This is a genomic window from Aquibacillus albus (assembly GCF_016908325.1).
In the GTDB taxonomy this organism is placed as follows: domain Bacteria; phylum Bacillota; class Bacilli; order Bacillales; family Amphibacillaceae; genus Aquibacillus_A; species Aquibacillus_A albus.
In genome coordinates this window covers 187175-200510 of sequence record NZ_JAFBDR010000004.1, presented here as the reverse complement: position 1 = coordinate 200510, position 13336 = coordinate 187175, and the positions used below count along the sequence as shown (strand labels likewise).

General features: G+C 37.1%; 11 protein-coding genes. 8 read left to right on the top strand and 3 right to left on the bottom strand.

Translation table 11 applies throughout. The features are described 5' to 3' along the window. The first annotated feature begins 9 nt into the window (after positions 1 to 9). The 5 genes from JOC48_RS05625 (at position 10) to JOC48_RS05605 (ending at position 6747) form a co-directional block, all read left to right on the top strand. Positions 10 to 876 carry a carbohydrate ABC transporter permease gene (locus JOC48_RS05625; protein ID WP_204498085.1) on the top strand — a complete coding sequence of 289 codons (867 nt, stop codon included), beginning with the start codon at positions 10 to 12 and terminating at the stop codon, positions 874 to 876. A 394-nt stretch (positions 877 to 1270) separates the two neighbouring features. Next, on the top strand, positions 1271 to 3550 hold the full coding sequence (locus tag JOC48_RS05620) for a glycoside hydrolase family 127 protein (protein WP_204498084.1): 2280 nt from the start codon (positions 1271 to 1273) through the stop codon (positions 3548 to 3550). A gap of 178 nt (positions 3551 to 3728) precedes the next feature. Next, on the top strand, positions 3729 to 5207 hold the full coding sequence (locus tag JOC48_RS05615) for an alpha-N-arabinofuranosidase (protein WP_239584212.1): 1479 nt from the start codon (positions 3729 to 3731) through the stop codon (positions 5205 to 5207). Positions 5208 to 5486: 279 nt separating this feature from the next. Beyond that, positions 5487 to 5834, top strand: coding sequence for a dehydroquinate synthase/iron-containing alcohol dehydrogenase family protein (locus JOC48_RS05610; protein ID WP_204498083.1), 348 nt, complete (start codon positions 5487 to 5489; stop codon positions 5832 to 5834). Between the two features lie 172 nt (positions 5835 to 6006). After that, entirely contained in the window at positions 6007 to 6747 is a 741-nt protein-coding gene (locus tag JOC48_RS05605) for an NAD-dependent protein deacylase (protein ID WP_204498082.1), read from the top strand. An 81-nt stretch (positions 6748 to 6828) separates the two neighbouring features. On the opposite strand, the gene JOC48_RS05600 is transcribed toward JOC48_RS05605, so the two are convergent. Then, positions 6829 to 7230: a secondary thiamine-phosphate synthase enzyme YjbQ gene (locus tag JOC48_RS05600; protein ID WP_204498081.1), complete on the bottom strand. Its 402-nt coding sequence runs from the start codon at positions 7228 to 7230 to the stop codon at positions 6829 to 6831. A gap of 234 nt (positions 7231 to 7464) precedes the next feature. Further along, on the bottom strand, positions 7465 to 8367 hold the full coding sequence (locus JOC48_RS05595) for an ArsR/SmtB family transcription factor (RefSeq protein ID WP_204498080.1): 903 nt from the start codon (positions 8365 to 8367) through the stop codon (positions 7465 to 7467). Between the two features lie 295 nt (positions 8368 to 8662). Here JOC48_RS05595 and JOC48_RS05590 point away from each other — a divergent pair, with 295 nt between their 5' ends. Next, positions 8663 to 9040 (top strand): RidA family protein, encoded by a 378-nt coding sequence (locus JOC48_RS05590; RefSeq protein WP_204498079.1) that lies wholly within the window; start codon positions 8663 to 8665, stop codon positions 9038 to 9040. A 125-nt stretch (positions 9041 to 9165) separates the two neighbouring features. Here the strand turns inward: JOC48_RS05590 and JOC48_RS05585 are convergent, their stop codons facing one another. Then, positions 9166 to 10665, bottom strand: a complete 1500-nt coding sequence (locus tag JOC48_RS05585) for a BCCT family transporter (protein ID WP_204498078.1) — start codon at positions 10663 to 10665, stop codon at positions 9166 to 9168. A 196-nt stretch (positions 10666 to 10861) separates the two neighbouring features. On the opposite strand from JOC48_RS05585, the gene JOC48_RS05580 reads away from it, so the two are divergent. Further along, positions 10862 to 11773 (top strand): DUF1002 domain-containing protein, encoded by a 912-nt coding sequence (locus JOC48_RS05580; RefSeq protein ID WP_204498077.1) that lies wholly within the window; start codon positions 10862 to 10864, stop codon positions 11771 to 11773. A gap of 252 nt (positions 11774 to 12025) precedes the next feature. Beyond that, the gene (locus tag JOC48_RS05575; RefSeq protein ID WP_204498076.1) at positions 12026 to 13333 is read left to right on the top strand and encodes a purine/pyrimidine permease; all 1308 of its coding nucleotides are present in this window, start codon (positions 12026 to 12028) and stop codon (positions 13331 to 13333) included. Positions 13334 to 13336 lie beyond the last annotated feature (3 nt).

Sequence of the window (13336 nt, the reverse complement as noted above, 5' to 3'; positions counted from 1 at the left end):
GGAGGAAACATGTCTGCAAATAACAGAACAGCATGGCATCAAAGTAAACAGAAATTAGCATTAATCAAAAAACTTTTTTCTTATATATTTTTGATTATCGGGGCTCTCGTCATGTGCGTACCTTTTTTCTGGATGCTCTCAACATCTCTAAAACCACCAGGCGCAATTTTCAAACTACCGCCTCAGTTTATTCCTGAAGAAATTATTTGGGAAAATTATATTCGTGTATTTACAGAATCTGATATTATCAGAGGTTTTGTTAATACGTTAATTATAATAATACCGGCAACAGCAGTAGGTCTATTTGCAGCAGCGTTAGCAGCATTTGGTTTTGCTAAGTTGAACTATCCGGGGAGAGACAAGATTTTCTTTTGTTTAATAGCTACAATGATGCTTCCCGGAATTGTAACAATGGTACCACAGTTTATCGTATTTAGAGATCTTGGCTGGTTAGATACATTTAAACCATTAATGATCCCAGCCATGTTTGGTGTCCCGATTGCTGTTTTCTTTTTAAGGCAGTTTTTTATGACTATCCCTACTGACTTAATTGATGCAGCTAAAATAGATGGGCTGAGTTATTTTGGTATATTTCTCAAAATTATCGTTCCATTGGGGCGCCCAGCTTTAGTGACTCAGGGGATTTTAGGTTTATTAGCTGGCTACAATGACTTTATGGGACCGTTAATTTATTTGAATTCACCTGAGAATTTCACTTTACAATTAGTCCTGGCTTCATTTAGAGGGTATTACACTTCAGAGTGGGGATTAATAATGGCCGGCTCAGTAATTGCGTTAGTACCAACAGTGATAGCATTTTTCTTTGCACAAAAACAGTTTATTGAAGGTATAACCATGACGGGGTTAAAAGGTTAAATTTCAGTAGGTAGGTAATATAACTGTGAAGGAATCAAAAAATACTATAGCGAATAGCTGTCTTACAAAGGTCTGACTCCCGTAATTGTCTACAACATAGGGGGTCAGACCCCTTTATTTTGAATCTACCTAAAAAAAGATTGGTTTTCTAATGAATTTGGAATTCACAGTTACAAAGAAACCATGCATAATAGAGTTAAGGACTCGTCCATACAACTTGAGAGAAATATGGTAGCAACTTTGAGATCAAAGCTATTGTGTTGTCAAGTTGGGACAGGAAAGATGGTAGAAACTTACGTATTCATGGGAAAAGACAATGATATAGATATACATTGCTAAAAGGGTTTAGTAAGTTAAGATTTAATCTGAAATTAGAAGAAGCGGAGGGTTTAGCATGGAAAGTGTAACGCTTAGGAACGGGATCTTTAAAGAATCACAAGAAAAAGGGAAAGAATATTTACTCTACTTAGACGTTGATCGGCTAACCGCACCATGTTATGAAACAGCGGATCAAACACCGAAGAAATCACGCTATGGTGGGTGGGAATCAACAGCAATAGCCGGGCATTCGATTGGACACTGGTTATCGGCGGCTGCTGTAATGGTATCTGTTTCTGACAGCGCTTTATTAAAACATAAGCTTGAATATGCAATTGATGAGTTGGAGCATATACAGAGCTTTGATAATGATGGATATGTGAGTGGGTTTCCAAGGAACTGTTTTGACAACGTTTTCTCTGGCGATTTTGAGGTTGGAAACTTCAGTCTAGGAGGCTCTTGGGTTCCTTGGTATAGTATTCATAAAATTTATGCAGGTCTAATTGATGTGTACAATTATACTGGCAATGAAAAAGCATTACAGGTTGTTATTAAACTTGCAGATTGGGCGAAGAAGGGGCTGGATAACCTTACTGAGGAACAATTTCAACGGATGCTAATTTGTGAGCATGGTGGTATGAATGAAGCGATGGCAGATCTTTATTTGATTACAAAGAATGAGGATTATCTTACGCTTGCAAAGCGTTTTTGTCATCACGCAATCTTAGGTCCTTTGTCCGAGGGTGAGGATAACCTGGAAGGAAAGCACGCAAATACGCAAATACCAAAAGTGATTGGTGCTGCAAAGCTCTATGAAATTACTGGAGAACAACAATATAAAGATATCGCTGAGTTTTTCTGGAACCAAGTCACAAACTATCGATCTTATGTCATCGGTGGCAATAGTATTAGAGAACATTTTGGTCCAGAAAATGCGGAAGAATTAGGAATTTTAACAACCGAGACTTGTAACACGTATAACATGCTAAAGCTTACCGAGCATTTATTTAATTGGTCACATGATTCTGTTTATATGGACTATTATGAGAAAGCATTGTACAACCATATTCTTGCATCACAAGACCCAGACTCTGGTATGAAAACCTATTTTGTTTCTACTCAGCCTGGACATTTTAAGGTGTATTGTTCTCCTGATAATTCGTTTTGGTGCTGTACAGGGACAGGAATGGAAAACCCTGCGAGATATCCTAGAAGTATTTATTATCATGATCATGATAACTTGTATGTCAATCTGTTTATTGCCTCGGAAATAAGCTTACAGGATAAGCGAGTTACGATTACACAGGAAACATCTTTTCCGGAAGAGGAAACTACTAAATTAACGTTTAAGGAAGCGCATGGGGAAAGTTTGACACTCCATATTCGAGTGCCTTATTGGGTAGATCGAGAGGTTGATGTTACGTTCAACGGTCAGAATATGACGTCTGAAGTGAAAAATGGTTATTTAGCTGTTACGAATGAGTGGCAAACGGGAGACGTTTTGGAAGCTCAAATACCGATGAATTTTCATATCTATAAATCTAAGGAAGATGCTCGAAAACAAGCACTCATGTATGGGCCGATTGTTTTGGCTGGTGCACTTGGAAAAGAAAACTTTCCAGAAACAGATATTTTAGATGATCATCAAGCGTTAAATAATCACCCGTTAATCGATGTTCCGGTTCTTGTGACGAGTGAGAATGATCCGAATAAGTGGGTTAAAAAAGTGGAAAGTACACCATTGACTTTTGAAACAGAAGCGATTGGACAACCGGGGAATGTGAAGGTTACGCTAATTCCGTTTTATCAGTTGCACCACCAACGTTATACGTTATATTGGAATATTATGAGTCCGGATGACTATCAAAACTTTAAAGATACTGAAAAGGAACTGGAAGTTAGAAGAAGAAGAATTACAGTAGATGAAGTCAATCCGAATGAACAGCAACCAGAAGTTGATCATCATATTCAAACGAAAAATTCTACATCGGGATATTTAAACCTTGTTCATAGTGGTTGGCGCGATAGTCGTGGGGAAGGGTTTTTTAGCTATGATATGGCTGTTCAACCAGAAAAAACGATGTATTTAGTTGTTACTTACTTCGGTAGCGACCATGATTTACATGTGGACGGAAAAATGTATAAAAGGGATTTTGATGTTCTTGTCGATGGCACGGTTATAGCAAATCAAAAATTGAACTTAAATCAGCCGGGCGAACTGTTTGATGTTGGCTATGAAATACCGAGAGAATTGACAAAGAATAAGGATAAAGTAACAGTTACATTCCAATCCGAAGAAGGAAAAGCGGCTGGAGCCGTTTATGGACTGAGAATTGTTAACGAAGAAGTAAATTAAACTTGACAAATAGTTTGAATTTTTTTAATCTTAATATACGTACAAATATTTTATAACTTAATGATTTTGGCATTCATGTACGTTCAACTTTGTGGGTTGACTATTTTTTGGAAGAGTGTTGTAAGCGGTTTATATAAAGCTTTGTTAATTTTTAATCCATAATATAGGAGGAATAATCATGGCAAATAAAGTTGTAGTAAATGCAGATGTAAAGCAAGGGACAATTAATAAAAATATTTATGGTCACTTTGCTGAGCACTTAGGAAGATGTATTTATGAAGGATTTTGGGTTGGAGAAGACTCCGATATACCAAATACAAACGGAATCCGTAATGATGTTGTAGAAGCATTGAAAAATATTGATATACCGCTTCTTCGTTGGCCAGGTGGGTGTTTCGCTGATGAGTATCACTGGAAAGACGGAGTAGGACCTCGTGAAAATCGTAAACGTATGGTAAATACGCACTGGGGTGGCGTTATTGAAAACAACCATTTTGGTACACATGAATTCATGATGCTATGTGATATGTTAGGGGCAGAGCCATATATTAACGGTAACGTTGGTAGTGGTACGGTCCAAGAAATGTCTGAGTGGGTTGAATACATGACATTTAATGGTGAGTCGCCAATGGCTAACTGGCGCCAAGAGAATGGACGCGAGGAACCTTGGAAATTGAAATATTTTGGTGTAGGGAACGAAAACTGGGGTTGTGGTGGTAACATGAGACCTCAATACTATGCAGATCTATATCGTCGTTTCCAAACCTATGTCCGTAACTATGGTGATAATAAAATTTTCAAAATTGCTGGTGGAGCTAACGTAGATGACTATAATTGGACAGAAGTACTAATGCGTGAAGCGGCTCGCTTTATGGATGGATTAAGTTTGCACTATTATGTACATCCAGGTGGTTTCTGGAACAAAGGTTCTGCGACTGATTTCACTGAAGATGAGTGGAATATTACGATGCAAAAGACATTGTACATTGAGGAACTAATTGAGAAGCACAGTACAATTATGGATAAATACGATCCTGAAAAACGGATTGCAATGATCGTTGATGAGTGGGGCGCATGGTATGATGTAGAGCCTGGAACAAACCCTGGCTTCTTATACCAACAAAACACAATTCGTGATGCACTAGTTGCGGGTGCTACGTTAAATATCTTTAATAACCACAATGATCGTGTCCGTATGGCGAACATTGCCCAAACAGTAAACGTCATTCAATCAATGGTCTTAACGGAAAATGAAAAAATGATTTTAACTCCAACGTATCATGTCTTTGAAATGTACAAAGTTCACCAAGATGCAGAAAGAGTTGCACTTGATCTAGAGGTAGGAGAAGTAAAGCATGGAGACACTTCATTCCCGCAAGTAAATGGTTCTGCTTCTAAGAAGGATGGTAAAATTAATATCTCTCTATGTAACATGGACAAAGATAATAGCGCAACACTTGATTTACAATTACGCGGAGCAGATCTTACTAATGTTTCTGGTAGAATCATTACAGCTACAGAAATGAATGCAATGAATACTTTTGAAGAGCCTGAAAATGTTAAACCTGCTGCATTTAATGGCTTTGAAGCTAATGGAAATGCGTTGAATGTTGAATTACCACCAAAGTCAGTAGTTGTACTTTCTATTGCTGAATAATAGATTAATTGTCGGGGGATGACTGTCTCCCGGCAATTTTGTAATCAGTGGAGGTATAGTGACAGATAATGTAAGTCCTTTGTGAATAACGTATCGTAAAGCGGATGAACGCGTTAATAACAGTTATGATGCAGTTTTACCTGGATTTTTTCTCGTCAACTGAATCAAAAGCCGGTTAAATCAGTTTTGGTCATGAGTGCTTAGGGCTTTTAAAAGATGCCCATGGTAATAGGCAAGTGGTAGAATAAACAATTTTAATCAGAAAAGGATGCCCATCAGTTGCTGCACGGAGCAAAGGTTGGTGTAACGACTACTATTATCGCAGATTTATACCGAAAAAAATTACCAACAATCTTTGATGAAACGAAGAAACGTGATACAGCCATTGCAAAACGATTGGAGGAGCATCGATCCCAGATTCTTCAATGGGTAAATGAACTACCTGATTCAGAAACATTAAAAGGGTTACTTCAATTAGTAGGTGGACCAACTACACCAGAAGAGCTTGAAATGTCAGATGAATTAGTTAAAGAAAGCTTAAATCACGCATTTAAATTGCGTGAACGCTGTACAGGATTATTGATTCTTAATCAGCTTAAAGCAGAAGATATTCCTTATCCATTTTAAGCATTTATTCCCATCTCTGTTTTGAGGTGGGTTTTTGTTGCACCAGCAAAGTGTAAAATTTCAGCAGAGGATCTAAACATTGCAAACAATTTGCATTCACTTTTCATTTGCCTGTGGTTTGTAGAAGCCGTATGTTGACTATAATAGTCTAAAAATAAGGGGGATTTTTTATATGCAGCTAATAAAAGCACTTGCGGATAAGCTAAATCAAGCAGAAACAATTACTTGCTTAACCGGTGCTGGTGTTTCAACAGCAAGCGGCATTCCAGACTTTCGCTCAACAAACGGTTATTGGAAAGAGGGCAAATCAAGGGAATATTATATGTCTCGTGAGTATTTCTTCCATGACCCGGAAGACTTTTGGAATAAGTATAAAGATATTTTCAGGCTAAAGCTTTTGAAAAACTTTGAACCAAATAATGTTCATTTATTTTTAAAACAGTTAGAGAAAAATCATAAAAAAGTTCATATTGTTACACAAAATGTAGATGGACTACACCGTGCTGCAGGCAGCAAATCAATTATTGAATATCACGGGAACTTAAATACGGCAAGTTGTCCAAGATGTGGAGCTTCTTATTCTTTAGACTATGTGATGCAGGAGAAAATTCCTGTTTGTAATCAAAAGGCTTGTGAAGATATATTAAAACCGGATATTGTCTTGTTTGGAGATCCGATTACCGAACATGGAAACGCTGAATCCGTTATTCAACAAAGTGATTTTATACTTGTAATGGGGACATCCTTATTGGTAAGTCCGTTTAATCTTTTGCCAAGTTTTGCGATGATGGAATGTAATATTCCAGGAGCTATCATTAATCGGGATGCGACAGAAATGGATGCGCTTTTTGAATTTGTTATCCATGATGACCTTGTTCGAGTGACTAATCAGTTGAAAAACTACGTGAAATAAGTTTGATGTAAAAGTGGGAGATAAAATAGTAGAAGCTTTATTCCCACTTTTTCTATAGTCTTTAAGTACAGGTTAGACTACCTATCCTTCCATCACTTTTGCTACATATTTTCGTTGACGTGGTCCATCAAATTCACAAAAATATACGCCTTGCCACGTACCTAGGACGATATCCCCGCCAGAAATGATCAATGTTTGTGCATGTCCGACTGTACTTACCTTTAGGTGGGAGGCAGTATTTCCCTCCATATGTCTGTCTTTCGGGTGATCCCATGGGTAAACCTCATCCAATCGCATCAACATGTCCGTTTTGACATCTGGATCGGCATTTTCATTAACCGTTATGCCAGCAGTTGTGTGTAGTGAGGAAACGACTAGGATACCATCCTCGATGTGATTGTCTCGAATCCACTGTTGTAATTCGAATGTAATATCAATCATCTCATCCCGTTTTGTCGTACGTAAATAAAATGTTTGTATCATGTACATCATCCCTTTCTTTCGTTATATTGAAGATACCAAATCAGGCAGTTCTATTACAACTGGATGGACGGGATTGACTTATAGACTAGTATTCAAAATAAAAAAGATGAGAATTTATAAAAAAATCTCATCACTAAAAATGTCTTATGGTGCGTGTTCAAAAAGTCGACGAATAAAAACAAGCCAACGATGAGATTCGCCGTTTATCATTTGGTGACTCTTTGAACAACCCTTTTATATATAATATATTTTAAAGTTAATGTCTTGATCGTGGTTCCCAAACTTCCTTCCGAAAATGGTTGCCCCTCCAACATGCTTTGCATCTTCTTTTACTTCTGTTCTAAATGTCCAGCTTGCACAGTTTACATCCAAATCGTCAATCGTAACATTTGACAATGGATCACCATCAATATAGGTTCCATGACTGGTAATTCGGATAGTCTTTAACAATCCGTATTGATTGACGTTATGTGGCCACCAATCTGGTGTGTACTTTCCTCTAGTATCGGCAAAATCTCCTGGGCTTATCCAGGTCCCTAATTCAATGCCATTTAAAGAAAATGTGATATCAGATGGCCAGACTTCATTTGAAAATGGAAATTCCGAAGAAACTTCTAAACTAATATCAAACTGTTGTATACTTTCTTCACTTTTTAAAAAGTTGGGTATTTTATATTCAACATACCCTTGTGTAAACCATAATATTTTGGCATCAACTCTAGTTGGAACCATAAAGATTTTAGGGTCATCCACTGGTCCCAGAAAATCTTTGTCGGAAGCAATTCCACATGTCGGCAATACTTCTATATCTGTATAATGTCCAACTGGTACAGACGTTTCATAAGTAGCAAAAGAATGATAGATTTTTTTGGGGAAATTAATTTCGATATGATCGACTTTTAATATGGAAATCTTCTGAATTCCAGACTTACCTGGTACTTTTTCCGTTCGAATAATACCAGCATCTTCCAATTTTTTAATGTGCTTGGTCACAATTGGACTGCTTATTTCAAGCTCCTTAGACAATTCCTTAATATTCATTTTATTTTTAGAGAGTAATTGAACGATTTTTAAACGAACCTCGCTGGCTAGTGCTTCGTACACACTTAGTGAAGATTTATCTATTTCCAGTTGCATATTATCATCATCCTTAATTCTAATGAATTGTTAACGCGTCCATTTCCGTTCATGAATAAAATTAACATAATAATTAATCAGTGTAAATATATTTACTTTATAGCTATTATAGTTAATATTATTATTAATTAAATTGTAAAAATAAAATGTGTTTTTTTAAAAAAAAAGCAATTGACAACGCATTTACATCTTTATGAAGTTATTTGTAAAGGTTACGGTAAAACAGCAATATGGTTCTAATCTAGTGTCTATGGTAAAATTTCAAATAAACATACAAATAGAAAGGGTGTAACGCATGGTAAAAGCAATTCATACAAACGATGCACCACAAGCAATTGGACCATACTCGCAAGCGATTGATCTTGGTGATTTAGTATTTGTTTCTGGACAAATCCCAATTAATCCGCAAACAGGTGAGGTTGTAGAAGGGATTGAAGCACAAACGAAACAAGTAATGCAAAACCTTCAAGCAATTTTATCAACGGCAGATTTGAGCTTTTCTGATGTAGCAAAGTTTACGATTTATATTACGAACATGGATGATTTTGCAAAAATTAATGAGGTGTACGCTACTTTTTTACAAGAACCATATCCTGCACGAGCTTGTGTGGAGGTAAGTCGACTAACTAAAGGGGTAAGTATTGAGATGGATGTTATTGCAAAGCGGAAGTGATTTTCAACCTTTTCGGACATCCGGACGTTATGGATTACACCGTGTTAAAAATAGGGGTATGAATCGTTATGCGATTTGTACCCCCTATTTGGTGTGATTTTTCCTCAAGAGCTGATCCCTTTCTATTATCTAGGATTCTCACTCTCCATTAGCTTCAGAAAAGAGAACACAAGTAGCCCAATAATGAAAACAGATGGTAATGCAACAATTAATGTGACGGTTTGCAATGCATTTAACCCACCAATAAACATGAGTGCAGCAGGAGGAAGTGCTAAGGCAAAAGCCCAAAACAGTCGGTTCCAGCGGATTGGGTCCCCATGTACATTTTTCTGCGTGACGGCGGCTAACATATACGATGAAGTGTCAAAGGTTGTTGAAAGAAAAACGATGGAAAGCAATGTGAATAAAAGAACAGCTAGCTCTCCTAGTGGTAGTGTACTTAAAATAGTGACGATCGTTTCAGGCGCTCCGTTGATTGCTAGTAGCTCAACCACAGGCAGTGACCCATTTAATTGCTTGTAGAGACTGAAATTGCCTAAAATCGTAAAGAATAACCAGCAGCCAACCGTTCCGAATCCAATTGTACCTAAAATTACTTGCTTGATTGTTCTCCCACGCGAAATTTTGGCAATGAACAAGCCGATAAAAGGTGCATAGACAATCCACCAAGCCCAAAAGAATAATGTCCACTTCTCTGGAAAACCGGATTGGCCAATTGGATCAATCCATGTGTTTAATCGAAGCAGATTGGTGCTGACTAATCCGATGCTGTTGGTGGACATCTCCAGAATAAATATAGTTGGACCGGCAAGAAAGACAAAGAGAAGTAAAGAAATAGCCAAATAAATATTGATATCACTTAACTTTTTAATTCCTTTTTCTAAACCGGAATAAACACTAATCGAAAATAGGAGGGTACATACAAAAAGAATAAGGATGTCTAGTGTATAGGTGTGCTCTAATCCTGTTAGCTTATGTACGCCAGCAGCAATCATTGGGATACTTATACCTAATGTTGTACCAGAAGAACCTAATAACCCAATAATAAAAGCTAAATCAATGATTTTTCCAATTACTCCATCACTATGATGCTTTAAAATAGGACGACAAGCTTCACTAATCTTGAGTACTGGCTTCCCTTTTACATGATAAATGTAAGCAATCGGTATTGCTGGTAAACAGTAAATTGCCCATGCAGTAGGACCAGTATGAAACATCCCGTAAGCGGCACTCCATTCAATTGCTTCAATCGATCCTTGGGCTAATGAAAAAGGGGGCTCCATATAGTAGAAAGCCCATTCAATGGTTCCCCAGTATATCACTCCCGCACCAATTCCCGCGCAAAAAACAAGTGCGATCCAACTAAAGGTAGAAAACGTAGGTTTGGCATGTTTGGGTCCGAGTTTAATTTTGCCATACTTGCTAAAAGCAACCCACAATAAAAAAAGCAAGGATGAAAAACCTGCCCATAAATAAAGAATGCCTACTTGGTTCATTAAATGGTCGTGGACATTTTGTAACCATATATCTGTTTGCTTAGGATATAGAAAGATAATAAGACACATGGCTAAAATGAAGGAAATGGAAAGTATAAACGAAGACCAGTCCAGTTGTTTTTTGTTCAAAAAGATGCACTCCTTCAGTCATTAAGTTTGTCCATTTCTATGTAGAAGCATATGAGTGGATGTATGAAATGATGCTTTTTTAGTAGAAGAAAATTAACGCTGGACACTGTAATAACTAGTCAAAATTTCACTTCCCATAAATTGAAAATATACGGATAATATAAGTGTAAGAATTGAAGAAAAAGGGGAAAAATCTATGACCTATAAAAAACTGCTTTTCGTAATGGTTCTTTTAATGGTAGGTTTCGTTAGTTTTTCAGTTTCTGCGTTAGCGAGTGTCGGTAGTAACAATAATGAAGGAATAAATGAGAAATATGGGTTACCTAGAGTTGTTTATGGTGAAGCGTTATCCGAAGCGCAGAAAGAAGATGTAAGGAGGCTTTTGGGTGTAGACGATCCATCAATGGTTCAGGAGTACACAGTGACTGCTGAAGATTTAGTTAATTATATTGGTGGAGACCCAAGCGCCAACATGTATTCCTCGGCAAAGATCACGAGGAAGGATCCAGGTCACGGTCTTGTAGTAAACATCGTTAATTCAGATAATATAACAGAAGTAACCAATGAAATGTACGCTAATGCATTGCTAACTGCGGGGGTAGAAGACGCATTGATAGAGGTAGCTTCACCAGTGAAAGTTAGTGGTCATTCTGCATTAACTGGTATTTACAAAGCCTTTAATGTTGACGGGGAATCATTGGACAAGGATCGTATGGAGATAGCAAATGAAGAGCTAGGTATAGCGACGGATTTAGCTGAAAAAGCAGGGATGGATCAAGAGAAGGTAAGTGAGTTATTAACGGAAATTAAAAAGGCGATTTCAGAGCAAAATCCAGCAACGAAAGAAGAGATAGAGAAAATTGTTCAAGAACAGCTGGATAAGCTTAATATTGAGCTTAGTCCCGAAGATCGGGAGTTACTCACCAATCTCTTTGAAAAAATGAGAGCAATTAATATTGATTTTGGTAATGTGGCGAGTCAGCTAGAAGACCTTGCTAATGATTTAAGAAATACAATAGAAGAGGTTACAGGAAACACAGGATTCTGGCAGACGGTTATGGACTTTTTTGAAAATTTATTAGCAGAGTTTAGAAGTTTGTTTGGTTAATAAAATAATAAACAAAGTAGGGGTGCAAATCGATAATGATTAGTACCCCTACTTTTTATGGATTTAACTGTGTTATTCTGACACAACATCGCAAAAATGTCATAAGTATTTGAAAACAAATGAATAACAATTTCATAATGAGTTGTTTTAATCAACTGGCTTGTTTAAAATAAGCATGGATTGAATTTTTAATCTATACTGAAGGATGTTCTATAAAAGGAAAGTACTATTGGGTCTATTAGGAGAGGTTTGATGGAAGGTCAACAAGTAAAGTGGACAACTACTACAATGGAAACAGCACAATGGTTTGTATTTATGTTGGCAAGTTCAGTAGCATTGCCAATTGTCATCGGTGCGATATTTGATATGAGTCTTATAGAAATTAGTGGCCTTATGCAGCGCTCTTTCTTTATTATCGGAATTGCTTCTGTGCTACAGGGATTATTTGGACATCGGTTGCCTATTATGGAAGGACCTGCTGGCATATGGATTAGCATTTTTTCAGTAATGGCACTAACAAGCTCCCAGAGAGGTGAGACTCTTAAAGAAACGCTGCAAGTTTTAGAAGCAATTATGATACTTACAGGTATTTTTTTATTTATATTTGGTGTTTTTAAGTTAGCTCAGAAAATTTTACCTGTCTTTACTCCACTTGTAACTGGAACATTTTTCTTTTTATTAACCGTACAATTAAGTGGTATTTTCTTAAAAGGGATGCTCGGCTTACAACAAGGCTCTGAATCTATTCAGTTGATAGATAGTCTACTTGCATTTATGACTTTCATTATTGTGCTTGGGCTTTCCATTTTTGCTAAGGGCTGGCTACGAAATTATGGTGTGTTAATTGGAATAATGGTAGGTTGGATCTCTTTTGTTTTAGTTAAAGATGGGGCAAAAAGTGACGCAACTGTACCCATCGTTTCGTTTCCAGAATGGTTTGCATTTGGTATGCCACAATTTGATATTAGCATTATTCCTATTGCATTTGTTACATCTATCGTTTTATTATCGAACCTTGTTGCATCTGTCGTAGCTGTTAGTCAGTCCATTTATGACAAACCTCGATACAATCAACAACAAATAAATCGAGGGAGCATATTTTCAGGGATTAATCACGGTTTAACAGGTATGTTTTCGGCACTTGCAAATGTACCTTTGGCAACACCAGCGGGATTTATCAAATTAACTGGACAAAAGCGTAAAATGCCTTTTATCTATGCGTCGTTAGTGTTAATTGGTATAGCTTTCTTTCCGCCAATCGTGTCGTTTATTTCAACGATTCCAGCACCAATTGCCAACGCTACGTTAATGGCAACCTTTGTTCAATTAGTGGGACTAGCCATTAATAATGTGACAATCGAACCACTTGATTCAAGAAAAGTAACCATTGTCGGTGTTTCTTATTTGTTTGGGATTAGTACGATGTTCTTACCGGTAGAGGTTTTTTCGGAACTACCTGCAGTCGTACAAAATCTAGCAAGTAATGGTCTTCTGATTGGAACAGCGCTAGTTATTACCTTAGAACAATTATGGAAAGTAGATGAATCATCTAGTCGATAAATA

What these genes read in the sequence shown, in the direction of transcription:
- JOC48_RS05615 (WP_239584212.1), top strand. Translation starts at nt 3,729, where the DNA reads ATGGCAAATAAAGTTGTAGTAAATGCAGATGTAAAGCAAGGGACAATT.
- JOC48_RS05600 (WP_204498081.1), bottom strand. Translation starts at nt 7,230, where the DNA reads ATGATACAAACATTTTATTTACGTACGACAAAACGGGATGAGATGATT.
- JOC48_RS05580 (WP_204498077.1), top strand. Translation starts at nt 10,862, where the DNA reads ATGACCTATAAAAAACTGCTTTTCGTAATGGTTCTTTTAATGGTAGGT.
- JOC48_RS05595 (WP_204498080.1), bottom strand. Translation starts at nt 8,367, where the DNA reads ATGCAACTGGAAATAGATAAATCTTCACTAAGTGTGTACGAAGCACTA.
- JOC48_RS05575 (WP_204498076.1), top strand. Translation starts at nt 12,026, where the DNA reads ATGGAAGGTCAACAAGTAAAGTGGACAACTACTACAATGGAAACAGCA.
- JOC48_RS05620 (WP_204498084.1), top strand. Translation starts at nt 1,271, where the DNA reads ATGGAAAGTGTAACGCTTAGGAACGGGATCTTTAAAGAATCACAAGAA.
- JOC48_RS05605 (WP_204498082.1), top strand. Translation starts at nt 6,007, where the DNA reads ATGCAGCTAATAAAAGCACTTGCGGATAAGCTAAATCAAGCAGAAACA.
- JOC48_RS05590 (WP_204498079.1), top strand. Translation starts at nt 8,663, where the DNA reads ATGGTAAAAGCAATTCATACAAACGATGCACCACAAGCAATTGGACCA.
- JOC48_RS05625 (WP_204498085.1), top strand. Translation starts at nt 10, where the DNA reads ATGTCTGCAAATAACAGAACAGCATGGCATCAAAGTAAACAGAAATTA.